Source organism: Rhodococcus sp. H29-C3 (genome assembly GCF_030063405.1).
Lineage (GTDB): Bacteria > Actinomycetota > Actinomycetes > Mycobacteriales > Mycobacteriaceae > Rhodococcoides.
Genome location: NZ_JASITC010000003.1, coordinates 45897 through 70535 on the forward strand (window position 1 = coordinate 45897; position 24639 = coordinate 70535).

General features: G+C 63.4%; 24 protein-coding genes and 1 tRNA gene. 15 read left to right on the top strand and 10 right to left on the bottom strand.

The genetic code is table 11. The features are described 5' to 3' along the window. From QMK32_RS07480 to QMK32_RS07490, 3 genes are read left to right on the top strand one after another with little or no spacing between them, the layout of a single operon-like run. Positions 1 to 1242: an MCE family protein gene (locus QMK32_RS07480; RefSeq protein ID WP_269301369.1), complete on the top strand. Its 1242-nt coding sequence runs from the start codon at positions 1 to 3 to the stop codon at positions 1240 to 1242. Then, positions 1239 to 2426, top strand: a complete 1188-nt coding sequence (locus QMK32_RS07485) for an MCE family protein (RefSeq protein ID WP_283474094.1) — start codon at positions 1239 to 1241, stop codon at positions 2424 to 2426. Before QMK32_RS07480 ends, QMK32_RS07485 begins: the two co-directional genes overlap by 4 nt. Beyond that, positions 2423 to 3826, top strand: coding sequence for an MCE family protein (locus tag QMK32_RS07490; protein ID WP_283474101.1), 1404 nt, complete (start codon positions 2423 to 2425; stop codon positions 3824 to 3826). The genes QMK32_RS07485 and QMK32_RS07490 overlap by 4 nt, the downstream gene beginning before the upstream one ends. Before the next feature lie 65 nt (positions 3827 to 3891). Here QMK32_RS07490 and QMK32_RS07495 read toward each other — a convergent pair whose 3' ends face one another. Further along, entirely contained in the window at positions 3892 to 4833 is a 942-nt protein-coding gene (locus QMK32_RS07495) for an alpha/beta hydrolase (RefSeq protein ID WP_283474102.1), read from the bottom strand. Positions 4834 to 4999: 166 nt separating this feature from the next. On the opposite strand from QMK32_RS07495, the gene QMK32_RS07500 reads away from it, so the two are divergent. Further along, the gene (locus QMK32_RS07500) at positions 5000 to 5767 is read left to right on the top strand and encodes an Rv1363c family protein (protein WP_283474103.1); all 768 of its coding nucleotides are present in this window, start codon (positions 5000 to 5002) and stop codon (positions 5765 to 5767) included. Continuing rightward, a complete protein-coding gene (locus QMK32_RS07505; protein WP_283474104.1) occupies positions 5767 to 6249 on the top strand; it encodes an Rv1363c family protein in 483 nt (160 codons plus the stop codon). Before QMK32_RS07500 ends, QMK32_RS07505 begins: the two co-directional genes overlap by 1 nt. Positions 6250 to 6298: 49 nt before the next feature. Here QMK32_RS07505 and QMK32_RS07510 read toward each other — a convergent pair whose 3' ends face one another. Next, entirely contained in the window at positions 6299 to 7753 is a 1455-nt protein-coding gene (locus tag QMK32_RS07510; protein WP_269301363.1) for an alpha,alpha-trehalose-phosphate synthase (UDP-forming), read from the bottom strand. A 51-nt stretch (positions 7754 to 7804) separates the two neighbouring features. Continuing rightward, positions 7805 to 7978, bottom strand: coding sequence for a hypothetical protein (locus QMK32_RS07515; protein WP_269301362.1), 174 nt, complete (start codon positions 7976 to 7978; stop codon positions 7805 to 7807). Positions 7979 to 8176: 198 nt separating this feature from the next. Here QMK32_RS07515 and QMK32_RS07520 point away from each other — a divergent pair, with 198 nt between their 5' ends. Beyond that, a complete protein-coding gene (locus QMK32_RS07520) occupies positions 8177 to 9898 on the top strand; it encodes an ABC transporter transmembrane domain-containing protein (protein WP_349307557.1) in 1722 nt (573 codons plus the stop codon). Further along, positions 9895 to 11643: an ABC transporter ATP-binding protein gene (locus tag QMK32_RS07525; protein ID WP_283474107.1), complete on the top strand. Its 1749-nt coding sequence runs from the start codon at positions 9895 to 9897 to the stop codon at positions 11641 to 11643. The genes QMK32_RS07520 and QMK32_RS07525 overlap by 4 nt, the downstream gene beginning before the upstream one ends. A gap of 61 nt (positions 11644 to 11704) precedes the next feature. Here QMK32_RS07525 and QMK32_RS07530 read toward each other — a convergent pair whose 3' ends face one another. Both QMK32_RS07530 and QMK32_RS07535 read right to left on the bottom strand, forming a co-directional pair. Then, positions 11705 to 12355 carry a hypothetical protein gene (locus tag QMK32_RS07530; protein WP_283474108.1) on the bottom strand — a complete coding sequence of 217 codons (651 nt, stop codon included), beginning with the start codon at positions 12353 to 12355 and terminating at the stop codon, positions 11705 to 11707. A 17-nt stretch (positions 12356 to 12372) separates the two neighbouring features. Next, positions 12373 to 12927 carry a general stress protein CsbD gene (locus QMK32_RS07535; protein ID WP_283474109.1) on the bottom strand — a complete coding sequence of 185 codons (555 nt, stop codon included), beginning with the start codon at positions 12925 to 12927 and terminating at the stop codon, positions 12373 to 12375. A gap of 173 nt (positions 12928 to 13100) precedes the next feature. Between QMK32_RS07535 and QMK32_RS07540 the strand changes: the two genes are divergently transcribed. After that, a complete protein-coding gene (locus QMK32_RS07540; protein WP_283474110.1) occupies positions 13101 to 13910 on the top strand; it encodes an alpha/beta fold hydrolase in 810 nt (269 codons plus the stop codon). Between the two features lie 104 nt (positions 13911 to 14014). Further along, positions 14015 to 14269, top strand: coding sequence for an MbtH family protein (locus QMK32_RS07545; RefSeq protein WP_084347229.1), 255 nt, complete (start codon positions 14015 to 14017; stop codon positions 14267 to 14269). On the opposite strand, the gene QMK32_RS07550 is transcribed toward QMK32_RS07545, so the two are convergent. Further along, positions 14239 to 15747, bottom strand: a complete 1509-nt coding sequence (locus tag QMK32_RS07550; RefSeq protein ID WP_283474111.1) for a threonine/serine exporter family protein — start codon at positions 15745 to 15747, stop codon at positions 14239 to 14241. The genes QMK32_RS07545 and QMK32_RS07550 overlap by 31 nt on opposite strands. 90 nt (positions 15748 to 15837) lie before the next feature. On the opposite strand from QMK32_RS07550, the gene QMK32_RS07555 reads away from it, so the two are divergent. The 3 genes from QMK32_RS07555 (at position 15838) to QMK32_RS07565 (ending at position 17256) form a co-directional block, all read left to right on the top strand. Next, positions 15838 to 15909: transfer RNA gene (locus tag QMK32_RS07555), tRNA-Thr, on the top strand. Between the two features lie 202 nt (positions 15910 to 16111). Next, the gene (locus QMK32_RS07560) at positions 16112 to 16534 is read left to right on the top strand and encodes a phosphate acetyltransferase (protein ID WP_283474114.1); all 423 of its coding nucleotides are present in this window, start codon (positions 16112 to 16114) and stop codon (positions 16532 to 16534) included. 323 nt (positions 16535 to 16857) lie between these two features. Beyond that, on the top strand, positions 16858 to 17256 hold the full coding sequence (locus QMK32_RS07565; protein WP_283474116.1) for a VOC family protein: 399 nt from the start codon (positions 16858 to 16860) through the stop codon (positions 17254 to 17256). A 33-nt stretch (positions 17257 to 17289) separates the two neighbouring features. On the opposite strand, the gene QMK32_RS07570 is transcribed toward QMK32_RS07565, so the two are convergent. Continuing rightward, positions 17290 to 18150 carry a class I SAM-dependent methyltransferase gene (locus QMK32_RS07570; protein WP_283474117.1) on the bottom strand — a complete coding sequence of 287 codons (861 nt, stop codon included), beginning with the start codon at positions 18148 to 18150 and terminating at the stop codon, positions 17290 to 17292. A gap of 133 nt (positions 18151 to 18283) precedes the next feature. Between QMK32_RS07570 and QMK32_RS07575 the strand changes: the two genes are divergently transcribed. Genes QMK32_RS07575 through QMK32_RS07585 form a run of 3 tightly spaced genes read left to right on the top strand, consistent with a single transcriptional unit; the run spans position 18284 to position 20855 of the window. After that, positions 18284 to 19033, top strand: a complete 750-nt coding sequence (locus QMK32_RS07575; RefSeq protein ID WP_283474119.1) for a class I SAM-dependent methyltransferase — start codon at positions 18284 to 18286, stop codon at positions 19031 to 19033. After that, a complete protein-coding gene (locus tag QMK32_RS07580) occupies positions 19024 to 20007 on the top strand; it encodes a phytanoyl-CoA dioxygenase family protein (RefSeq protein ID WP_283474120.1) in 984 nt (327 codons plus the stop codon). The genes QMK32_RS07575 and QMK32_RS07580 overlap by 10 nt, the downstream gene beginning before the upstream one ends. 59 nt (positions 20008 to 20066) lie before the next feature. Beyond that, complete coding sequence (locus tag QMK32_RS07585; RefSeq protein ID WP_283474121.1) at positions 20067 to 20855, top strand: SDR family NAD(P)-dependent oxidoreductase; 789 nt, start codon at positions 20067 to 20069, stop codon at positions 20853 to 20855. 67 nt (positions 20856 to 20922) lie between these two features. Here QMK32_RS07585 and QMK32_RS07590 read toward each other — a convergent pair whose 3' ends face one another. Genes QMK32_RS07590 through QMK32_RS07600 form a run of 3 tightly spaced genes read right to left on the bottom strand, consistent with a single transcriptional unit; the run spans position 20923 to position 24560 of the window. Next, the gene (locus tag QMK32_RS07590) at positions 20923 to 21666 is read right to left on the bottom strand and encodes a glucose 1-dehydrogenase (protein ID WP_283474122.1); all 744 of its coding nucleotides are present in this window, start codon (positions 21664 to 21666) and stop codon (positions 20923 to 20925) included. After that, entirely contained in the window at positions 21667 to 22833 is a 1167-nt protein-coding gene (locus QMK32_RS07595) for an NADH:flavin oxidoreductase (protein ID WP_283474123.1), read from the bottom strand. Next, positions 22830 to 24560 carry a cholesterol oxidase substrate-binding domain-containing protein gene (locus tag QMK32_RS07600; RefSeq protein ID WP_283474124.1) on the bottom strand — a complete coding sequence of 577 codons (1731 nt, stop codon included), beginning with the start codon at positions 24558 to 24560 and terminating at the stop codon, positions 22830 to 22832. The genes QMK32_RS07595 and QMK32_RS07600 overlap by 4 nt, the downstream gene beginning before the upstream one ends. Positions 24561 to 24639: the final 79 nt, after the last annotated feature.

A 24639-nucleotide genomic window follows, 5' to 3' on the forward strand; every position in this document is an offset into this window, starting at 1 on the left:
ATGAAGAAGAAACTGCTGTATCTCGGTGCCGCCGTGCTGGCGATCGTGTTGGTCGTGGTCGGTTACAAGGTGATCATCGGCCTCACCCAAAAATCCGTGGTCGCTCAGTTCTCCTCTACGACAGGGCTGTACGAAGGCGACGATGTGCGGGTACTCGGCGTGACCGTGGGCAAGGTCAAGAAGATCGAACCCCAAGGTGACGACGCCCGCGTAAGCATGCAGGTTTCATCGAACGTCGCTATCCCTGCTGATGCCAAGGCCGTCATCATCGCGCAGAGCCTGGTGTCCGCGCGGTTCGTGCAACTCACTCCCGTGTTCGCCGGCGGACCCGAATTGGCCGACGGGGAAACAATTCCCCTCGACCGCACCGCGGTACCAGTCGAGTGGGACCAGATCAAGACCGAACTGACCAAACTGTCGACGTCTTTGGGGCCGGAGGGAGTCGACGAGCAAGGACCGGTAGGCCGGTTCATCGACACCGCCGCCGACAATCTCGACGGGAACGGTGACGCGTTGCGCTCGACCCTGCGTGAACTGTCCGACACAATGCGAGTTCTATCCGATGGTCGAACTGATCTCTTTTCGACCATCCGCAATCTGCAGGTGTTCGTCGGCGCACTGTCCAACAGCAACGATCAAATCGTGCAGTTCGGCGGCCGACTGGCGTCGGTGTCGGAGATGCTCGCACAGAGTTCAGACGAATTCGGTACTGCCATGACCGATCTCAATGTCGCTCTCGGTGAAGTCCAGCGGTTCATCGCCGATAATCAGGCCGGATTGGTCGAGGGAGTCGGCCGGTTGGCTGATGCAACCCGCGTCCTGACCGACAAGCGCCCCGAAATCGAGCGCATCCTGCATTCCGGACCGAATGCACTCGCCAACTTCAACAACATCTACCAACCGGCGCAGGGTTCGCTGACCGGTGCCATCGCGCTGAACAACTTCGGCAACCCGATCAACTTCATTTGCGGTGCGGTGGCGGGTGTGGGGAACTCCACGTCCGAACGCAGCGCCGATCTGTGCAAGCAATACCTCGGTCCCGTTCTCAGTTCGCTGGTCTTCAATTACCCTGCATTTCTTACCAATCCGATCAAGGGGGCGGCGGCGAATCCGGATCAGATCATCTATACCGAGCCTGGCCTCGAACAGGCACCGACGCCTGCCCCTGTATCCGAGCCGCTTGCCGGCATGCCGACCGTCCAGATTCCGAGCCTCGGTGACCTGCTGGGAGGCGGACGATGAAAACTCGCACACGTTCCGTTGTAAAGGTGGGCATTCTCGCCTGCGCCATGTCGGTGACGCTGGCCGGCTGTGAATGGGGCGGTTTGAACTCCCTGCCATTGCCCGGCACTCAGGGGCGAGGCGACGGGGCCTATCAGGTGCAGATCGAAATGCCCAACGTGACTACGCTGTCGCAGAACTCACCGGTGACCGTCGACGACGTCACTATCGGCGCCGTCGAGGGTATCGAGGTTCAGAACTGGCACGCCCTGGTCACCGTGTCCCTGAACGAGGGCGTCGAGCTGCCGGAGAACGTGACGGCCAAGATCGGTCAGACTTCGCTCCTCGGGTCACAGCACCTCGCGTTGGTGCCACCGCCCGACCCCGAGGGAAGGCTGCAGAACGGCGACCTTATCCCTAAGGATCGAGCCGGGGCATACCCGACGACCGAGCAGACCCTGTCTTCGCTGTCCGTCGTGCTCAACGGTGGTGGCCTGGCTCAAATTCAGGACATCACCACCGAACTGAACAATGCCATCGGTGGCCGCGAAGATTCGGTCCGAGACCTGTTGCCGCGGCTGGACGAATTGGTCGGCAGTCTCGACAATCAGCGGGGTGACATCATTGCGGCATTGGATGGGGTCGATCGTCTCGCCGTCAACGTCGAGAATCAGAGCGCCACGCTGACAAAGGCATTGAACCAACTGCCACCGGCGCTCGACGTATTGATCCAGCAACGGCCGAACATCACCGGAGCCTTCGTGTCGCTGGGCAAGCTCAGCAACGTCGTGTCGCAGTTGGTCGAAACCAGTGGCGCAGACCTGCAGACCAATATCGAGAGCATCACGCCAGTTCTCAACGCGTTGGCTGATTCCGGAAGCGCGTTGACCGAAGTGTTGTCGGTCCTGCTGACCTACCCGTTCCCACAGGAGGGCATCGACAACGTGATCCGCGGAGACTACGCAAACCTGGGGATGACGATCGACCTGTCACTTCCACGGCTCGACGCCAACTTCCTTACCGGCACTCCTCTCGCAGGCCGCATCGCTGGCCTCGAAGGCGCTCTCGGGCAGCAGGCTGCACCGACGGCAGCATCGGCGGGCGACCCGCTGCGTGGACCCATCAGCGCACCGACCCTGCAAATTCCAGGGCTGCCTGCAATTCCATTGCCCACCATTCCTGGACTCGGGGTGCCTGCGCCATGATGCTCACCAGATTCGTCCGCGTGCAGCTGATCATCTTCTCGATCCTCACCGTCATCGGACTCGTTGCCATGGCGACTCAATACGTCGGGGCGCCAGCGCTTGTCGGGATCGGTCGCTACACCGTCACGGTTCAACTGCCGACGACCGGAGGCCTGTACCCCTACGCGAACGTGACGTATCGGGGCACCACGGTCGGTGAGGTACAGACTGTCGAACTCACACCGGATGGCGTGGACGCCAAGATGTCGATCGACAGCGACTATTCGATTCCCGAGGATGTCGATGCCGAGGTGAAAAGTGTATCTGCCGTCGGAGAGCAGTACGTCGATCTGATCCCGCGCAGCTCGGACGGCCCCGCCCTGTCGAACGGCGATGTCATTCCGGTGGACCGCTCGTCGGTGCCGCAGGATGTCGGACCGATGTTGGACCAGGCGGACACGCTCCTGAGGAGTATTTCCGATACTCGGCTGCGGACCGTGGTCGACGAGTCCTTCAAGGCGTTCAACGGTGCCGGACCGGACTTGCAGAAGCTCATCGACTCGACTCGACTTTTCGTGCAGGAAGCGAGTGACAACTCCGGGGAAACCATCCAATTGTTGGATCAGCTCGGGCCACTGCTGGATGGGCAGGTCGTCAGTAGCGATGCGATTCGTTCCTGGACAAGCAATTTAGCGACCTTTACCGATCAGCTTCGTACCAGCGATCCGGATCTTCGTGCCATCCTCGAGAAGGGCCCGAACGCGGCAGCAACAGCAAACAAGCTGTTCCAGGATCTGCAACCGACGCTGCCGATTCTGCTCGCCAATCTGGTCAGCATCGGTGAAGTCGGTGTCATCTACAACGCAGGCATCGAGCAGATCCTGGTGTTGTACCCGCCGATCACAGCAGCCTTGATGACTGCGGCAGGCTCCGGGCCGGCCGACGAAGGTGCCATCGTCGACTTTCAACTCGAAGTCAACGACCCGCCTGCGTGTACTACGGGATTCCTTCCTGCCGATCAGCGACGTGACCCCAGCGAAATGTCCGTTCCGGACACACCTGCCGACCTGTTCTGCAAGACCGATCAGTCCGACAGCGCAGCAGTCCGTGGCTCGCGGAACCTGCCGTGCATGGAGTTTCCTGGTCGGCGCGGACCTACTCCGGAAGTTTGTCGCAGCGAGGCGGGCTATGTGCCGCTGGGAAACAACCCGCCGTGGGGCCCCGTCGAGCAGGGCGAGCCGTCGTACACCGAGATTCCCAGTGGCGAAAGCAGTCTCACTCCGGCAGTTGCAGCACGCCCGTACGATCCGCAGACCGGAATGTATGTCGCACCCGGTGGCGTCGCCTACGCCCAACCCGGACTCAATGGCGGCGTCAACGATCTGCAGGGCCTCATGTCGGTCCAGCAGGGCACTGGTTAACAGATTTCCCTACAGAGTCCACTCCACCGCAGATGCGGTGGAGTGGACTCTGTAGGGAGTCGGCTTCAGAGGTTGCGGGCAGCGAAGGCCACAGCGAGGTCCAGGACCGCCTTGCCTTCCGGCAGTGCGGTGGCCATCACGGGGAACGCGTGCACCTGCCCTCTCCACACATGCGTTTCGACGGTTCGGCCTGCGACGCCGAGCTTCCTGGTCATCGATTCGACGTCGGGTCGCATGATTTCGTTCTCCGCAGTCGAGAGGAATACCGGTGGAAAGATCGACGGGTCGGCATTGACGGGCGAAGAAGCACCGGGAATGGTGTCTGGTCCGGCGAGCCAGCGATCTTCGAGTGCAAGAACCTGCTTCATCGGAAGGTACGCATCCTTCTTCATGAACTTCCGCGGATGACTCTTCAAATCCAGATTGAGCAAAGGGGAGAACCCCAACACCGCGGCGGGCGGAGTGAGTCCCTCCAGCACAGCAAGTTCGGCGACCTTCATCGCGAGATATCCACCGGCAGAATCACCCGCGACGATGATCTTGGACGGATCGGCAACGGTGTGCAACGCAGCGCGGTAGGAGCGCATCGCGTCGGCGATGGACGTACCGATTCCGCCGTCGGGGATCTGTCGGTACTCGACGGAGTACACGGGCACACCTGCGCGAGCGGACATTGTGGCGCAGGCGCTCCGGTGGGTGGCCAAACCGCAGAATACGAAACCTCCGCCGTGGAAGTAGAGGATGGTTGCATCGGCAAGAGATCCCGTCGCGACCCGCGGGTGTGTCGTCTTCTCGCATGGCACCCCGCCGAGGGAAACCTGCTCGATCGTGACGCGCTTGGGTTTCGGGAGTCGGTCGACGGCACGGTCGAGGTGACCGATCGCTCGGATACCGTTGTCGGTGAGTGGCCAGAGACTGAACGCCGGTTTCAGCGTCATCCGCATGGCGTAGGACAGTACTCGTGCCTGGTGGCTGATGTCGTCGTGCCATGTGAGCGTGTGAGCCATAGGGAGTGGTCCTCTCGAGTCGACCCGACGAGTGAGAGTATCAGCCTGGTGAACCAGTTCTAGTTATCGACCGTTCTGTTACCCACAGCGTGCACAATGTGAATGAGATGTAGGTCGACACCGGTTCTAGTCGGCACGACCACTGGACGCAACGAGGAAGGTTTTTATGGCAGACGACGAGGGCACGGCGCCGAGGCGCCCACGCCGTCGGGCAGTACGACCGGCAGGGCCTATCGCGGGCGAATCGGCTTCGAAGAACACTTTCGAGGCACCGGCGACCGCACAGGACCCCCCCGTCGACACTCCGGACCTGAAGAAAGAGGAACCGAAATCCTCCCTCGCCGAGGCTGACGCCGAGAAGAAGCCGACAACGCCGACGCCGACGACGGAAGATGCTCGGCTGGAAGAAGAAAAGCCCGAGCAGGACGAGAATGCCCCGCAGTCGACAACGAACCGGCGCGGCGTAGTGCTGACGTCGTTGTTCGTCGTCGTGGTTCTCGCGTTGCTCGCTGGAGGCGTCTACCTTTTCCTGGCCAATCGAGCGACGAACGCCGAAGACGCGCAAGCCGAGCGATTCGTACAGACCGCCCGACAGACCGTGTTGAATCTGACGACGATTCATCCCGATTCGGCGCAAGAGGACGTGGATCGGTTGCTGGCCGGCGCCAGTGGTGATTTCAAGGCCGAGTTCGAGGGCCGTGAAGGGCCGTTCGTCGACGTCGTCAAGCAGGCTCGTGTCGACTCGAACGGTGAGATCATCGAAGCTGGAATCGAGAACATCAGCGACGATGCAGCGGATGTCCTGGTGGCTGCACGTGCAATGGTGAAGAACTCCGATGCCGAAGAACCCCAGCCGCGCGACTTCCGGTTGCGCGTAACAGTCGCTGACGACGGTGACGTGATGACCGCGTCGAGAGTGGAGTTCGTGCCGTGATGAAATCTGGAATTCTTGTGCGCAGCTTGGCTGTCGTCATCGTGTTGGCGCTTGCCGCCGGTGTCGGGGTGCTGTTCTATCAGTATCGGCAGAACGAGCAGACCGAGCAGGCACGTACCGACGCCGTAGCAGCAGCTTCGACGCAGGCTACCTCGATGCTGGCCTACGACTTCGACAATGTGGATCAGCAATTGGGCTCTGCTGCAGACGGTCTGACCGGAGACTTCAAAGACGAATACACCAAGTTGGTGACCGATGTGATCGCTCCCAGTGCCAAGGAAAAGTCGCTCACCGTTCAGGTCACCGTGCAGGGCACCGCCGTCGTTTCGGCCGATCCGGACGATGCAACGATATTGCTGTTCCTCAATCAGATCACCACCAGCACCGAGGCTCCTGACGCTGCCAGTAGCGGAAGTCGGGTACGGATGCAGATGGAAAAAGTCGACGGGCGTTGGCTCGCAAGCGAGTTGGCTCCGATCTGAGCACAGTCCACTGGAGGCCAGGTGCCTCCAGTGGGCCATCGGAGTCGAATCAGCGCTGAGTTATCGCTGGGCCGTCCTGCGGCGGATTCGACAGCGCGTCGAGAAATGACCTTGCCCATCGGTCGACGTCGTGTGCGAGAACCTGCCTACGCATGGCGCGCATATGCCGTCGGCCGTCCTCGGGCGACTGCTCGAGCGCGTGGATGATGGCGTCCTTGACGCTGTCGAGATCGTGCGGGTTGCACAGGTATGCCTGACGGAGTTCGGCAGCGGCACCGGTGAACTCGCTCAACACGAGCGAACCACCGAGATCGCTGCGGCACGCGACGTACTCCTTGGCGACGAGATTCATCCCGTCGCGCAGGGGAGTGACCAGCATGACGTCTGCTGCGACGAAGTAAGCGATGAGATCGTCGCGCGGGATCGGCCGATGCAGATAGTGCACGACGGGGTGGCCGACCTGGCCGTACTCGCCGTTGATGCGGCCGACCTGCTGTTCGATCTCACCGCGCATCGCCTTGTAACTTTCGACGCGTTCGCGACTCGGTGTGGCGAGCTGGACGATGATGTTCTCGGCCGGATCGACACGGTCCTCTTCGAGAAGCTCGCGGAATGCGTTGAGCCGGACGTCTATTCCTTTGGTGTAGTCCAGACGGTCGACCCCGAGCATGATGCGCTTCGGGTTACCCAAATCCTTACGGATCTGCTTGGCGCGATCGCGGACCGCCTTGCGGCGTGACTTCTCGTCGAGATCCCCCGAATCGATGGAGATCGGGAACGCGCCGACGCGTACCGTCCGGAAGCCGACCTGGACGGATCCGAGCTTGGACCGCACCCCGACGGATCCGCGGGAGGTGACCTGACCGGCGAGTCTGCGGGCGAGGTACAGGAAGTTCTGGGCGCCGCCCGCGAGATGGAATCCGATGAGGTCGGCGCCGAGTAGGCCTTCGACGATTTCGGTCCGCCACGGCATCTGCATGAACAACTCGACCGGCGGGAAAGGTATGTGCAGAAAGAACCCGATGGTCAGATCCGGGCGCAGCATCCGCAGCATCTTCGGGACCAGCTGGAGCTGGTAGTCCTGAATCCACACCGTCGCGCCCTGGGCTGCCGCAGCAGAGGTCGTCTCGGCGAACCGACGGTTGACCTCTACGTAGGCATTCCACCAGGAACGGTCGTAGATCGGTTTGACGATGACGTCGTGATAGAGCGGCCACAGGGTGCCGTTGGAGAAGCCCTCGTAGTAGTCCGCTACCTCACGCTCGCTCAACGTGACGGGACACAGTTCGAGCTCGTCCTCGACGAACGGCTCGACCTCTACATCGGGGACCCCTGGCCAGCCCACCCAGGCGCCGTTGTTGGCTCGAAGGATCGGTTCGAGTGCCGTCACCAGCCCGCCGGGGCTTCGCTTCCATCGCGTACTCCCGTCGGGAAGCGTCTCCAAGTCCACGGGCAACCTGTTGGCCACGACGACGAAATTGGAACCCTGCGAGGCGTCAGCCACTACTGTCCTATCGGCTCATCGTTCAGAAAGTGCAATTGCTGGTGCGTGGGGTCACTCTGGTCGTGCCGCCGGTTCGATGCCCAGCATCGCAAACAGCATGCGGCACTCTTCTGCGTCGATCGCGTATGCAGCGACGACGCGCTGCGCCTGGCTGGCGGTCTCGTCGGCCAATGCGACGATCTCGTCGTCGGCGATGTCTTTGTCCGTGGTCGTATTGGCGGCCATGATCGTCTCCGTTTGGTTGCTGGCGTACTCGATAGGTGGTGCTCGCGAGAGTTTCTTTCGCGTCGGCACCAACTCTATGAGAACTGGTCGCCCTCTCGCCACTTCCCCTGAACGAGCGCAATGCTCGCCGAAGTGACCTGGGCCCTATCGGGGCATGGATTAGGGTCGATCAATGCACTTTTGTTCCTCGGTGACGTGATGGCTGCGTCGACGACCACGACCCCCCCTTTGACCGGTACAGCGATTCTTCGCCGGAGTGTGCGACGCCAGCGCACCCGGATGATCATCTCCACCGTGTTCCTCTGCTTGCATCAATTTTGCGAGACGATGGTTCCGGTCGCGATCGGTCTGATCGTCGGCCGAGCCATCGACACCGGTGACGGAACCGCGATGATCATCTCGCTGCTGGCTCTCGCTGGGCTGTTCGTGGTTCTGTCGTATGCGTTTCGTTTCGGCGCGCGCATCATCGTGGTGGCGATCGAACGTGAGGCGCACATGATGCGCGTCGAGATCGCAGGCCGGGTGCTCCATCCCCGAGGCGTGCGCACCGACCTCGTATCTGGCGAACTGCTGTCCGTTTCCACCTCCGACGCCGAGAAGACGTCGTGGATTCTCGATGTCATCGCGCGTACGGCCGCGGCGATCACAGCCACCCTCGTCAGCGCAGTTGCGTTGCTGATCATCGACATTCCGTTGGGGTTGGCGGTCGTCATCGCCACCCCGGTCATCATGTTCGGGCTGCAGCGTGCGGCTCCGCTGCTGACCAAGGCCGCGAAGGCGCAACAAGCAGAGATTGCGCGAGTGTCCGGCATGGCGACCGACCTGGTCGGTGGGGTGCGTCCACTACGCGGTATCGGTGCCGAGGACGCAGCGTCGGCCCGATTCTTCGCCTCGAGCCGCACCGCATTGAGCGCGACGATGAAGATGGCCAAAGCCAACAGTATCTACCTCGGATTCTCGACGACGGTCAGTGCGCTGCTGTCGGTCGGAATTGCCGGTGCAGCAGGACTGTTCGCCCTACAGGGGCGAATCTCGGTAGGTGAGCTCATCACGGTGGTCGGACTGTCGCAGTTCATCATCGAACCGCTGACCACGATGTCGCGCCTACCGGGTGTCGCTGCAGTCGTGCGAGGTTCGGCCGATCGCCTGGCCTTGGTGCTCGGCGCGGATCACGTTCTGGCAGAAGGTGGTTCGGTGGCAACGCCGGCCACCGATATCGCCGCCACGGGCATCGCATACCGGTCTCTCGACGGCTTCGACCTTACGGCCGCTCCTGGGGAACTCCTCGGTGTGGTGGCATTGCGGCCTCAGGACGGCGAGGCATTGGCCGCGGTGATGTCCGGGCAGATCTGCGAGGACGACTATCTCGGCACAGTGACCATCGGTGGCCTCGGATTCGGTGAACTCGGGCTGGCCGACGCGCGTCGAACAGTTCTGGTGGAACCGCACAACACCGACCTGTTCGCGGGCACTGTGCGAACGAACGTCTCCGCCGGGCGCGCCCGCGAGGATCACGAACTCGACCGAATACTCGCCGCGTCTGCCGCTACCGACGTCGTCGCGATGCACGAGCGTGGCCTCGACCACGCAGTCACCGATCGCGGGGCCAGCTTGTCGGGCGGTCAGCGTCAACGCGTCGCCTTGGCCCGGGCATTGTCGGTGTCGGCTCCGGTGCTCGTCCTGCACGACCCGACAACGGCGGTGGACGCCGTCACCGAACACTCCATTGCCGCCGGGATCAAGGAACTGCGCCATTGCGGCGATCGTGCCCAGACCACCATCCTCATCACCACCAGTCCCGCCCTCCTCGCAGTGACGGATCGAGTCGTACTCGTCGACGACGGACGCGTCGTCGCCGAGGGAACGCATCACCACCTCGCAACCGCCGACGAACGCTACAAGGGGGCGGTCCTGCGATGACCACACCGGAACTTCTCCCCATCGCGACGGGTAAGCGGTCGTGGGCCTACCTGTCGGGCGAAATACGCGCCCAACGGGGACTTGCTCTCCTCACCCTCGCGATCAGTGCCGTCTCGGCGGCCATGTCACTCATCCCCGTCTACGTCTTCGGCGTCCTCGTCGACCGCGTAACCGAAGGTGCCCCGACGTCGACGATCGTGAGCGTGGTGGTCGTCATCACCACGGCCGCTGTGATCGGAGGTATCTTCACTGCGCTGAGCACCTACATGATCAGCACACTCGGCGAGCGGACTCTCGCGACGCTGCGCGAACGGGTACTTCGGCGCGCACTGCATCTGCCGATCGGCACACTCGAACGAGTCGGCAAGGGAGACTTGCTTTCCCGCGTCGGCGACGACGTCGCAGTCATGGCGAAGTCGATCGGTGAGGTCATCCCCAACATCGTCTCCGCGATTCTCCTCGTATCGCTGAGCGTGGTCGCGATGCTGAGCCTGGACTGGCGTCTCGGGCTCGCAGGCATGGTCGCCATCCCGATGTACGTGCTGGCCCTGCGCTGGTACCTACCGAAATCGGCACCCCTCTACGCCGCCGAGCGCGTCGCCATGGGCGAGCGATCCCAGGCACTCATCAGCAGCATGCAGGGCGCACGCACCGTTCGCGCCTACGGACTCGAAGACACACACCTGGCCGAAATCGACAAGGCGTCGGGCAAGGCTCGAGACATCGGCATCGACGTGTTCCGACTCTTCACACGCTTCGGTGCGCGCAGCAACCGTGCCGAATGCGTCGGACTGTCAGTAATTCTGGCCGCCGGATTCCTGCTGGTTCAGGATGATCACGTGACCGTCGGCCAAGTAACCGCAGCTGCGCTGCTGTTTCACCGGCTGTTCAACCCGATCGGCATGCTCATGTTCTCCTTCGACGACGTGCAATCGGCGGGCGCCAGCCTCGCGCGACTGGTCGGCGTCATCGACGTACCCGATGAGCGATCCCCTGGGACAGGTGCGGTCCCGGTCGACGGAACGCTGCAGATCACCGATCTGCGACACTCGTACGACACCGGCCACGAAGTTCTGCACGGAATCGACCTGACCGTCGGTGCGGGGGAGACCGTCGCACTCGTCGGATCCACCGGTGCGGGCAAGTCGACGATCGCAGCAATCGCAGCGGGCTCCATCGATTCGACCTCCGGCACGGTACGGATCGGCGGCGCGACGCTCGCTGAACTGGGCGAGAAAGGGCTGCGCAGGCATATCGCGATCGTCAGCCAGGAAGTACACGTGTTCGCGGGCCCGCTGATCGAGGATCTACTACTCGCGGCACCGGACGCGAGCCGAGCGGACGTCCACGCAGCACTCGACACCGTCGGCGCCACCCGATGGGTCGACACCCTCGACGACGGCGTGGATACCGTTGTCGGAGAAGGCGGACACGAGTTGACCTCCGCCCAGTCGCAACAGCTCGCACTTGCGCGGCTCGTCCTCGCCGACCCCGCCGTCGCCGTGCTCGACGAAGCGACCGCCGAGGCCGGAAGCGCCGGCGCCCGAGACCTGGAAGCAGCAGCGGCAGCAGCAACCCGCGGACGCAGCACACTCGTTGTGGCACACAGGCTTACCCAGGCCGCCGCCGCCGATCGTGTCGTGGTCCTCGAACACGGCAAAATCCTGGAGCAGGGGCCACACGCCGAACTCGTCGCGGCGGGCGGGCGTTACGCCGAACTGTGGTCGGCCTGGCAGGGGCGATAGTCAGCTCCGAAACGCCGAAAGCGCCCCCGGAGGGACGCTTTCGGTCTTTCGATCGGCTTGCTCAGCTGTTCTTCTCTGCCAGGAACAGCTTTTCGATACGCGCTGCTTCGGCTTTCTTGTCCTCGGCCTCTTCTTTGCTTTCAGCGGCGTCCGCCAGTTCGGACTCTGCAGGTGCGGCCGCGGCCTTCTCGGACTTGGCGATCTGCTCGTGCTGCTTCTTCTCCGCTGCGCGGGCTTGGGCCGCCCGGGACTCGGCCACCTCGTTGGCGCGTTTCTTCTCCGCGGCAGCTGTCGCTTCGGCTTCCTGAGCGGCCTGCTGCTTGCGCTGTTCGGCCTGCTCACGCGCCTCTCGTGCAGCGTCGTCTGCGGCTAAGGCAGCAGCTTTACGTTCCTTCTCGGCTGCTTCGCGAGAGGCCCTCAGCTTCTGATCGGCGACTGCCTGGGTCGCGTCGGCGTCGGCTTCGAGCTTGCGGGCCTTGGCCAACTCTTCGCTGAGGTGGACCTGAGCTTCGCCACGTTGCTCGACATCTTTGTCACCGAGCACGCTGCCGACGGCCTTGTCGAGCGATCCGACAGTGCGCTCGTACGCAATGCGAGCGGGTGCGTCGGTGCTCCACGTCTGCACGACGCTGGTTTCGAACAGGTGCAATGGGATTCGGATTATCTTGTACTGAAATCTGAGAATGGACAGCGGAATGCTGAGTACGTTCATGGAAGGACTGCTCCTGTTCACGGGTTGATGTCTTCGCGCAATGATTCGGCGTTGCGTCGAGCACGGTCTGCTGCCGCCCGGGCAGCATCGGCCTCGGCCACTTCTTCGCCATGCTCCTGCACGGCCTTCAATTCGTCCTGTGTCGCGGCTGCGGCGTCGGCCTGGCCCTCTGCGAGCGCCTCGATCTGTTCGGCGCGTGCGTCGACCTCGGCGTCGGCAACCTCGTCCCGGACGGTCTGATGCTTTTCCTTCTCGGCCGCGACGTGCTGTGCTTGCTGGACTCTACGAGCGCTTTCTGCCGAGGACTCGGCGCTCGCGCTGGCCGCATCGCGCTGTTGCTCGGCGGTATTTCGCACGGCGGCGAGATCCTCGGCAGCCTCCTCTGATTGCGCTTGGGCTGCCATCTCGGTGGCGTTCGCCTCTGCGCGTTCGCGGGCCTGTGCGCTTTGAAGTTGCCCCTCGGTGGTGAGGGAATCGTTGCCGGTTACTGCCCCGACAACCTCCTTGGCCTTGCCCTTGACCGCGTCGAACAGGCCTTTGCGGGCTTCTTCGGATGCGTTCTCATTGCTCACTGCAGTGACCCTCGCTTCTACTCCCCGGTGGAATTCGCTCGACAGCGTCCTACATGCCGAGCTCGCAACCATGGTGGACTACCCGACCGAGTCAAGCCGGAAACCCGCCGGTCGACCACCCCGTGCGCTCGGTCGTAAGCTTTCCTCCAGCCGCAGACGAGCAAAGGAGTTACATGCCGATCGCAACCGTGAACGGGATTTCGCTGAATTACCAGGTCAAAGGTTCTGGCGATTTGGTCGTTCTCATCATGGGCACAGGAAGCCCGGGACGAGTATGGGACCTGCATCAGGTCCCCGAACTCGTCGAAGCCGGCTACCGCGTCTGCTATTTCGACAATCGTGGGATAGGGCCCTCGTCGGAGAGTGCGCAGGGTATGAAAATCGACGATCTCGTAGCCGATACCGCCGGACTCATCGAACTGATTCGTGAGGGCCATGAGAAGGCATATGTCGTCGGTACCTCGATGGGCTCACGCGTCGCGCAGGAACTGGCGCTGACGCGACCCGAACTGGTCCGCAAAGCTGTATTCCTCGCCGGACATGCCCGTCTCGACGAGTTTCAGAAGACCCTCGGCGAAGGTGAACGGGAACTCGCCGACGCCAGGACTGCCTTGCCACCGAAGTACGCCGCGGCGATCACAGCCGTGATGAACCTGTCCCCGACCACACTCGCCGACTCCCGATCGGCGCGTGACTGGCTCGACCTGTTCGAATTCTCGACGGCTCCCACATCACCCGGCGTGCGGGCTCAGCTGGGGATGGACGAGAACTTCGACAGAGGTGCAGCGTACGGAAAGATCTCAGTGCCCTGCTTGTCGGTCGGATTCGAGCACGACCGAATGATCCCCCCGTACCTCAGCGCCGAGCTGGCGAAGGTGATCCCCGACGCCCAATACGTCGAGATTCCCGACGTCGGGCACTTCGGATATCTGGAGCGGCCCGAGGCGATCAACAGCGCCGTGCTGGAGTTTCTCCGAAGCTGACCTCCAGCGTCAGCACTCGAGTGCGATACTGTGCGTTGCTAGGGTCGGGGGCACTTCACACAGAAGACTGCCGATAACAATACGTTTGCGACGAGTGAGGCGAGATGAGTACCAATCCATTCGATGACGAAGACGGACGCTTCTTCGTGCTGGTCAACGACGAAGACCAGCACTCGTTGTGGCCCACATTCTCCGATGTCCCCCAGGGCTGGAAGGTCGTCTTCGGTGAAGACACCCGCGCAGCATGCTTGGAGTACGTGGAGAAGAACTGGACGGACATGCGCCCCCGCAGCCTCCGTGAAGCAATGGAGGCCGACGCAGCTGCACGTCAGTCCGCAGAGGGAACCCCTGAGGCCTGAATTTTCTTCTTCTTCTTGAGCTCGACTGGACCGCGTCGCCGGCGAACAACCGGACGGCGCGGTTCTTCTCTGCGTCGAAGAGTAGGACGTAGCAATTCTTCGGTGCGAGCCAAGATGCGTGGACGACGCAACGTACGCGCTCCCCACTCGCCGAGCGTGACCCCAGCCGCGAGGCCGCAACCGATACCGAACGCTGCGAGCAACGCACTGATGCCGAGCAGCAATTGGTCGTTGAGCAACGCGTAGAGGCCTCGGTACAGCGACAGACCCGGCAACAGCGGCGTGATGCCGGCGACCGCGACGATCAGCGGCGGAATCAGCGCGCGACGAGCCATGAGACCACCGGCCAGACCGACGACGGTCGCTGCGAACGCCGACGCGATGATCGGCCCGGTGGACAGCGTCTGAATGAGCAGGTAGACCAGGGCGCCAGCGAAGCCGCCGAGGAACGCCGCTGTCAACGCACGACGCTCCGCATAGCAGGCAAGCGCATAGAACAACGAGGCTGCAGCACCCGCCAGTACCTTCGTCGGCAACTCGTCGATGCCAGGGGGCGGGTTGTTGGTGATCAGCGGCAGATCGCTTCCGACGATCGCGGCGATCTTCAACGACGTCGCAACACCGGCGATGATCCCGCCCGTCATCATCAGAACTTCGAAGAATCGCGCCGACGCAGTGATCGGTGCCCCGGTGATGGCGTCCTGCACCGAGCCCACCAACGACAGTCCCGACAGCAAAACCGTCACTCCCGCCGCAATGACCAACGACGGTGAAATCGTGATATTCAGCTGCTCCTGAAAGTTGTACAACGTGATGGCCGGGGTCGCCGCAACGAACCCGCCGACCACCTGCTGGAAAAAGAACGGCAGACCCACCCGGTTCAGGACTCGACCGATCCGGTCGATGACCATCGTCGTCAAGAAGCTCACCACCGCCACCAGCGCATCGCCACCGACCAACACACTGATCGCCGCTGCCATGCCAGACCAAGCAAGTGTCGCGATCCAACGGTTGTACGGGTGCGGCGCCTTGGTGATGGCGTCCAACGTCTCGCGCGCAACCGCCGGCGACACCATCTTGACGCGGACATCCCGGATCAAGTTGTCCACGGCAGCCAGACGCGTGAAGTCCATCGACCGATATTCCACGATCCGCATCGTCGACGCCGGCGGCCGCGTCGGGCCGCGGTGAGCGCTGATCGTGATGGAGTTGTAGGTGACATCGACATCGCAGCGAGCGAGGCCGTAGGTGGCCGCGATGTACTGCACCTGGGATGCCGTATCCATCGCGGAAGTCCCCGACGCAAGAAGCACCTCACCGACGCGTACCGCCAGATCCAGCACTTCTGCCACCACAGCATCGTCGGTGAGGTCGATCGGCCGCAGTGGTGAAGGTGCGGCCGTAGGGGTGTCGATGGTGGCGCGACGCTCGCCGGTGAGACGGCTGAGCGAGGCCGTCACGTCTTGCAGGAAAGTCATGACCGTCTTTACATAGCTGGGGTGATCCACGCACAAGGTACCTGCTGTTACTGAGCGAGGAGTGAGTGGATATGCTGGCTCAGCACCAACGCCTCCTTAGCTCAGCGGTAGAGCACTCGCCTTGTAAGCGAGCGGTCAACGGTTCAATCCCGTTAGGAGGCTCTCCAGCGAAAAGGCTCCGACCAGATGGTGTGGTCGGAGCCTTTTTCGTGTGGTCGCTCGGTGCCTCAGTGCACACTATCGACGGTTATCGACGGGATCCCACCGATAGCGGCCGATAGTGTGCATATATGGCGCGCAGTCAGCAACCACCTGGGTCAGTCCCCTGGTGTAGGAGATCGCTGTCGTAAGGCATCATGAGTTGATGAGCGACCTCGAGTACCTCGCCACTTTGCTTGCTGGACTGGATGCGGAGATTGCGCGAGTCTCTGCTGCCGAATCGGGTTCCGACGAGCAGTTGTCTGCCATCGATGACGCGGCCGATGCCGTCTTGCGGTTGCGCGCGAAGGTCAAGGCCGGTTACCCCGGGAAGAAGGCTTACTACATAGCAGCGTCGACCGATCCGAAGGGAATCAGAGTCGAGGGAATTTCTGCCCTACAGGGCAAACGCGCCCACAAACTGGTGCGAGACGGCGGTTGGATGCACGCGGATTCCACCACGGCGCTCGATCTTCTCGATGACGATCAGATCAGTCGGTACCGAGCCGTCGCGGGACGCGGTGTGGCGCAGACGTTTCGAGACTCGCGTGAATATCTCGCAGCGGCAACAGGTCTCGCCGAAAAATAGACCACACCAGCGGCGCAGAAATCCGAACTGTCGGACGCCGCCGACGTAGCGCTGGGATTCCAGCTGGCCATCCACATCTGGGAGCAGGGTTCGGGGAAGTGCACGACTCTGGAGTCGGCTTTGCATGAATTCCACTTGATGCTGCTGTCCTGCAATTGAATTCGAAGCGGTTCGTGATCGCCTCTGTGCCCCGTTCGGGTACGGAGGCATGGGCTTTTTCGCACCTACCCGAATGGGCAGCTTTCGTCCATGACGTCTCGCCGTGCAACAGTCTCGATTAGGTTCACGGTAGTGCGAGCGCCCATCCGAAAGGTCCACCGAAAATGTCCAGTTTTCCAGGCTTGGCCCACGTTGCAATAACGGTGACAGACCTCGAGAAGAGCGTCGAATGGTATTCGAAGTTGTTCGATTCCCGCCCGGTTCTGGACGAGGACGAAGAGTCGGGAACCTTCCATCATTCGGTTTTCGCACTCGCGAACGGCATGCTGTTCGGGCTACATTCACACCACGGTTCGACGGCTGAGGGGCCGTTCGACGAACGCCGCGCGGGCCTGGATCACATCGCGTTCGGTTGTTCCCAGGAAGAACTGGTCCAGTGGCGAGACAGGCTGGACGAGTTGAAGATCGAGCACTCCGGCATCAAACACGCAGGATACGGTTTGGGTATCTCGTTCCGAGACGTGGACAACATCGCACTCGAGTTCTTCGCCCCGCCTGCGTGAGTGCCCGTAGCGCGTAGGTCCTTCTTTTGACGGTCAGCGGCGGGCCGCGGCGAACACGTCGACCGGGTGCGGCACCCGGGGCCTGCCGTCGGCGCCGGGTACCGAGACGGCGTCGAGATAGACCCGCACGGGCCCGCGCAGTTCGGGGGTCAGCCGAGCCTGCACCGCGAAGTCGAGCACCCGCTCGCTCGCGGAGGCGAGATCGACCAGTGCGTCCAGGGTGACGATCTCGTCGAGGGCGATGCCGGCGTCGACGAAGGCCTTCTCGACGTCGGCGCTGAACCACTGCCGGTGTCCCTCGAGCGGTGGGGCGAGCACGTCGACCAGGGCGTTGAGAGCGCCTCGCGGTGCGTTTAGCACCCACAGCTCGCCGCCGGATCGCAGCAGTTCCAGGGCGCCACGCAGGGTCTCTTCTACATCGGTGACGTAGTACATCGAATGCACGAACAACACGACGTCGAAGGTCTCGTCCACTGGGGCGTCGCTGAAAGACGCGACGTGCACGTCGACGCTGAGCTCGTCGGCCTCCAGCGCAGCCATGTTGGCGGTGAAGAGCCTCGCGCTCCCGGACCAGGGTTCGATGCCGACGTAGCGCACCGGTCGGCCCGGCACCGCCAGCACCAGACCCTTGGCGAGCTGGACATCGAGCGAGCCGTCACCGCAGCCCACCGAGAGCACCGAGACTGGTCCGTCCCCCATACTGGCCAGCCGGCCTGCGAGGTGCTCGGCGATGAGGCCGCGCTGGTCGGAGAGTCGCTCGAAGGCCGCGTGGTCGCGGGCGTAGGAGTCGGGCTCGAGGCCGGCCAGGGCCGGAGCGCCACGCCGTTCGGCGCGCAAGTCGTCGAGGAGCACGGCTGCGGTGCCGATCGACGGGTTCGGAGCTACGTTGGACATCACAACGAGTCAACCACGACGCCCCGCCCGGTGCATTGAGGTCGGCTTTCTGAGAGAGACGAGGACTCGTGTGAGTAGCGGAGATACAGCCGACCGGAGTCTCGAGCACTGGAGCGAGGCCGGTCGCACGGGCATGGAGGCGTTCTACGCCCTTGCCACCGAGGACTACCGCCAGCTGGCGCTGGCCGCCGACTGGCCCGGCCTGCTCGGCAAATGCGCGCACGACGGCTGGTCACTGCTCGACGTGGCCTGCGGCAGCGGCAAGTTTCCCACCGCGTTGCGCCGCTACACCGACCTCTCCGCGCTGCCTGAGCTGGCCTACGACCTGCTCGACCCGTCGGCGTTCTCGGTCGCCGAGGCGCGCGGCGCGCTGGGCCCGCCGTTCGTGGCCAGGAACGACCTGGTGATGACACTGCAGGATCTCCCCGCCGATCACACCGGCTACGACGTCGTATGGGCCACCCATGCGCTCTACGCCCTGCCGCCCGCCGAGCTGGATGTCGCGGCCGAGCGGTTCGTAGCCGCGTTGGCCCCCGGCGGTCTGGGCCTGGTCGCGCAGGCCACGGCGGCTTCCCACTACCTCGCCTATTACGATGCCTTCCGCGCCGGCGTGCGCCAGGCGACGCCCTACACGAGCGCCGAGCAGGTGCGCGACGCGCTGGTCCGAGCGGGCGCCGACGTGCGTGAGCAGCGCATCACCTACACCACCGGCACCTCCGATCGCGGAGTCGCCGAGGGCTTCCTGCAGCGCTGCGCCTTCGACGACTCCGTGTCGCTGGAGGAGATGGAGTCGGCACCCGTGCTGGGCGACTACCTAGCCTCCTGCCGCGAGAAGTCCGGCGCCTACACCTTCTCCCACGAGGCGGCCCTGCTGTGGCTTTGAACAAGACCAACGACCGGCTCCCCGAGCAGAACCGGGACGGCGGCATCGAACAGGATTGGGCGGGCGACGATCAGGATTGGTGGGACTGGTACGTCACACTGGCCGCCAATGACCAGGTGCCCACCGAACTGGTCGACGGCCCGGGCCTGCCCGACGCCCCGGCGGCCACCGACGAGCAGGTCGAGCGCGAGCTGGCCGAGCCCTACGACCTCGACCCAGCCGCGATCGAGGCCTTCGCGCGGGAGGCTTTCGTGCGGCTGCCCGGAGTGCTGTCGCCGGCCGTCGTACGACGCCTCGCCGAGCACCTCCAGGGACTGCTGCGCGCCGAGCACGGCGAAGACGTCGCCGGCCGGTTCACCGCGCTGGAGCAGATGTGGCTGCGTGATGATCTGATGCGCGCCGTGGCGCTGTCGCCCCGGATCGGCGGCCTGGCCGCGACTCTGCTCGACGAATCCGGCGTCCGGCTCTATCACGACAACGCGCTGTCCAAGGAGCCCGGTTGCGGCCGCACGCCCTGGCACCACGACGCCGAGCACTTCCCACTGCAGACCACTCAGGCGGTCACGGCCTGGATGCCGATGTCGGCGATCCCCGGCCGGATGGGTCCACTGTCGTTCGCTCGCGGCCGCGAGGTACTGGGCGAGGTGGCCGACTTGGAGTTCGACAAGGTTGGGACCTCGTACGACGAGGCCGTCACCCAGCGTTTCGTCGATCGCGGCGTCGCGGTGGAGTCCGGGCCGTTCGCGGTGGGCGAGGTGTCTTTCCACTCGGCTCTGTGCTTCCACACCGCGGGCCCCAACCTGACCACGCAGCCGCGTCGGGCGCTGGCCACCACCTATTTCGCCGACGGCGCACGAGTGACGTCGTCACCGACTCTGATCAGCGGAACCTGGCGCGAGTTCCTCCCAGGCGTCGAGCCCGGCGGCCTTGCGGCCTCGGAGCTCAACCCGGTGGTCGGCCGTCACTTCGCTTGAACGCCATCGAGTCCCGCCGAAGTTGAATTAGGTAGGTGTCGGGGGCACTCTGTTCAGTCATGACAGACCTTGCATTCCGTCCGGCCAGGGGCGTGTTGGTGACAGGCGCTTCGCGGGGCATCGGACGCGCCGTCGCGCAGGCGTTCGCCGAGCGTGGCGATCGCGTCGCCGTGCATTATCGGACAGGCAGGGAAGAGGCCGAGGAGACACTCCGGCAGCTTCCCGGCGAGGGGCATGCGCTCGTGCAGGGCGACCTGGCGGACCCTCAGGCTGCGCTGTCACTCGTCTCGGAGGCGATCGCGGGTGTCGGCGGAGCGCTGGACGTTTTGGTGTGCAACGCGGCTGTGGCGCCGTCGGAGCGCAACCGTCACTCGGTGGCGGAGACGTCGTACGACGAGTGGGTATCGAGTTGGCGAACCATGGTCGACGTCAACCTACTGGGTGCAGCCAACGTGACCTGGGCTGTGGCCAACCACCTGATAGAGCGACAAGCGCCGGGAGCGATCGTGAATGTGGGCTCGCGAGGTGCGTTTCGGGGTGAGCCCGAGCACCCGGCGTACGGCGCGAGCAAGGCAGCTTTGCATGCGTTCGGGCAGTCGATGGCGTTGGCGTTGGCTCCGCATCGAATCAGCGTGACCTCGGTGGCGCCCGGCTTCATCGCCACCGAGCGACAGCACACCAAGCTGGAAGGCCCGACGGGAGATGCGATCCGTGACCAGAGCCCGTTCGGCCGCGTCGGAACCCCCGAGGACGTCGTAGCCGGTGTCGTCTACCTTGCCTCACCCGAGGCCATGTGGTCCTCGGGCACGGTCCTCGACATCAACGGTGCGTCGTACCTGCGGTCATGAGGGACGCCTGTCCCGGAACGTCGTACACCGGCAAGCGCACTGTGCGCCCGCCGGTGTACGAGGTGATTCAGTCGAAGGTGCGGTGTGGAACGCCTGCCATCAGGCCGCCGTCGACGATGAACTCGGACCCGGTGGAGTAGGAGGACTCTTCACTGGCCAGGAAGACGACCATCGAGGACACTTCGGAGGCTTGGCCGCCACGACCGAGTGGGATCTGCAGGAAGTCCTCGGGGATGCCTTCGGTCATCGGGCTATGAATGAAGCCGGGGTGAATCGAATTGACCCGCACATTCTTCGGCGCCAACTCGAGTGCAACCGACTTCGTCAGTCCGCGCACTGCGAACTTCGTGGCGGTGTAGCCGTGCAGTCCGGGACTACCGCGGAACCCTTCGACGGAGGAGATGTTGATGATCGAGCCGCCGCCTGCATCGATCATCGATTGGGCGCAGGCACGGATACCGAAAAACGTTCCGGAAAGGTTGATGTCGAGAATGCGCTGCCACTCGGAGGTTTCGTAGGCGGTGATCAGGTTGCCGCCCACTATCCCGGCGTTGTTGACCAGCACGGTCACCGGTCCGAACTTCTCGGTGATCGCCGCGACGGCCTCGGCCCAGCTTTCCTCCGAAGTGACGTCGAGATGCACGTAGTGTGCGACGTCGCCCAATTCGCTTGCTGCCGAGGCTCCTTCCTCGTCGAGAATGTCGCCCAGGACTACGCGCGCGCCCTCGGCGATCATCGCTGCAGCGTGGGCCAGGCCCATTCCGCGTGCAGCACCGGTGACCAGCGCTACTCGGCCTTCCAAACGGTTCATTCAGGCTCCTTCGTTGACGAGTACACAGCGCGTGCCGCTGTAGATGGTAGGCATGCAGCGATTGCAATGTATGCAGAGAGAGGAGGTGACTTCCTCTTTCTGCATCTTATTTATCAAGTCCGGTTCACGCAGAAGTGCGCGCGCCATCGCCACGAATTCGAATCCTTCGGTCATGGCGAGGTCCATCGTTTCCCGCGTGGAGATGCCGCCGAGAAGGATGAGCGGGAGGTCCACTGCACTGCGGAACTGACGTGCCTGTTCGAGTAGATAAGCCTCTTTGTAGGGGTAGGCGCGCAAGAACTTGCTGCCCACCATGCGGATACCTGCTCGCTGCGGTTGTGGGAACGACGCCGCGAAGTCGCGTAACGGTACATCTCCGCGAAAGAGGTACATCGGGTTCTTCAGCGAACTACCTGCGGTCAACTCGAGCGCATCGAGCGAGCCGTCGCTTTCCAGCCACTGGGCAACCTGAAGGCTCTCGTCGAGCCAGAAGCCGCCGGGTACTCCGTCGTCCATGTTCAACTTCGCCGTGACGGCGATCTCGGTGCCTACTTCGGCGCGCACGGCCGACGCTACGGCCCGTGCGACGCGCGCCCGGTTTTCGAGGCTTCCGCCGAACTGGTCGGATCTGCGGTTGAGCGCTGGGCTGAGAAATGAGCTGACGAGATAGTTGTGCCCGAAATGCAGTTCGACAGCATCGAATCCGGACTGCACGGCGATTCTGGCTGCGCGAGCATGATCGGCGACGATGCGATCGAGGTCGGATGCGCTCGCCGTCCTCGTCAGCCGCATGCTCAGTGGACTGATCTGCCACGAAGAGGCCAATGCCGTCGCACGGTTGGATTTCGAGTTCGCAACAGGTCCCGCGTGACCGATCTGAGCGGAGATGGCGGCGCCCTCGGCATGGACGGTTTCGGTCAGACGTGTCAGTCCTGCAACAGCTTCCGGGCGCATCCAAATCTGATGACGGTCGGTTCTGCCCTCGGGCGAGGATGCGCAGTAGGCGACGGTGGTCATGGCGGCACCGCCGGCAGCGACGGCCCGGTGGAAATCGATCAGCTCATCGGTGACCAGAGCTTCCGGGGTACGTCCTTCGAAGGTCGCGGCTTTGATGACACGGTTACGTAGCGTGAGGGGGCCGAGATAGGCAGTTTCGAATATTTTCATGGCATTACCTTGTCGAGGAAGGGATTCCGAAAGATTCGACGTGGGTCGAACTCGTCGAATGCTGCGGAGGCGGACTCCCACTCGGGGTACCGGGAGGGGAGTGTTCGGGTCAGGAACTCGGTGTCGGCGTGGGACCGGTCGTTGGTGAACGCCCAGCCCTTCGAGTATTCGGGCCGCATGGTTCCGAGTGAACCTGAATAGTGTCCATGCATCCACAGTTCCATCTCGCGGAAGAATGCATGCATACCTGGTGTGCCGGGGAAAGAGACCACGTTCAGCCAGATTGCCGTGTCCCATTCCGGATGGCCGGGCACGGGGGACACCGCTGAAAGAGACGGCGGGCCCGAGCTTTCCACGGCCACATCCGCGTCATTGTCGAGACCGCACAAGCGCACCTCGAACGGGCCGTTCACCGGGTACTGACCCAGCGAGCTGTAATGCGTGAGCCGCTCATCGAGCCAGCTGGCCATGTCGTGGATGATCGTGGCGACATCGGACCTACGTGCGAGCACCACGCCTCCGCCCGCAGTCACTCGCAACGTAGTGGCGCGGAGGTACAAGCGGACGTTCTTCGATGTGCCCCAGATGTCGCCGGTACCGGTGAATGCCATGCCGGCTTTTACTGCGCTGAGCTGCGACGCACCGAATGCGGGTGTGCCGGCCGCGAGCTGTGTCGCCGCCACGCCCAACCCGTCGGTGAGCGGCTCGGGGAGCAAATCGGAGAACGCATAGTTGTACGGTCCGGTCACTTCCCGCGATTGTGCCGGGCGATTCGGTTCGTCGCTCCAGATTTTCAGCCATGGCTCCTGGGTGAACGGGAACCAGATGGCCTCGACGCTTCCGGACTCGGCCAGATACTTCTCGAAAGTCCGGCCCGGTGAGCCTGCCGGCGCGAACAGCTCCTGCCAGCCGACATCGAAGGTGCTGTGACATCTGAGGCGTTTGTCGGCGCCTGCCTGGAGCGTGACCGAGGTGATGAAGGTGCGGCCCAGGTGAGTGAGCAGTGGACGAATGGCTGGGTCGGAACGGTTGAATACCCGCGCGACGTACTCTCTCGAGGAGTCGTCCCAGACCACTGCCGTCAGGGCGGTGACGAGATTGCTGACGGTACCGAAGCTGGTTCCGGGAACTGCACTTTCTCCGTCGGCCGGAGGGGTGGCGCCGTGCGCATCGATAGCGAGAGCGCCGCCGATGGTGATGTCGCCGATGGCCGGTATGCTCGACCAGCCCAGTCCGTGGCCTTCGAGTGCGGTCAATATGGACAGCAGGCTCGCGCCACCCTGAGCGGTCACCGTGGCAGGGGACCCCGTCGGATCTACGTTCACGCCGACCAGGTGCGCGGTCGTGTCGAGAAGAACTACCTTGTCGGCGGGGTATCCGGGGACCACTGTCAACGGACTCCAGCCGTGCATGGAGCCTCGTGCTCGCAGCGTGTAGCCGTGCTTCGCGGCCCAGTTGGTCAGTGTCACTACCTCGCCTTCACCCCGCGGTGCGCATGTCCAGACGTGATCGAAGACGATCTCTTTGGACCAGTTCACGTAGCTCTGCTGATAGAGGTCGATCCCCCCAGGGAACTCGGGCGGCACCGTGAGCGAGGCCTCGCCGACCGGCGCAGCAGCAGCGGGCGTCCATTGGGACCCCGCGACTGCGGCTGCTACCGCGGTGGCGGCCGCAGCGCCGAAGAAGCGGCGCCGTGACAGCGACCCGTGTACGTTTTGTTCAACCATGCAGTAACCCCTATTGCAGCATTACGATGCCAGCGGCACCACAATAGACGATAGACGATTGACGATGAGTGTGACGAAA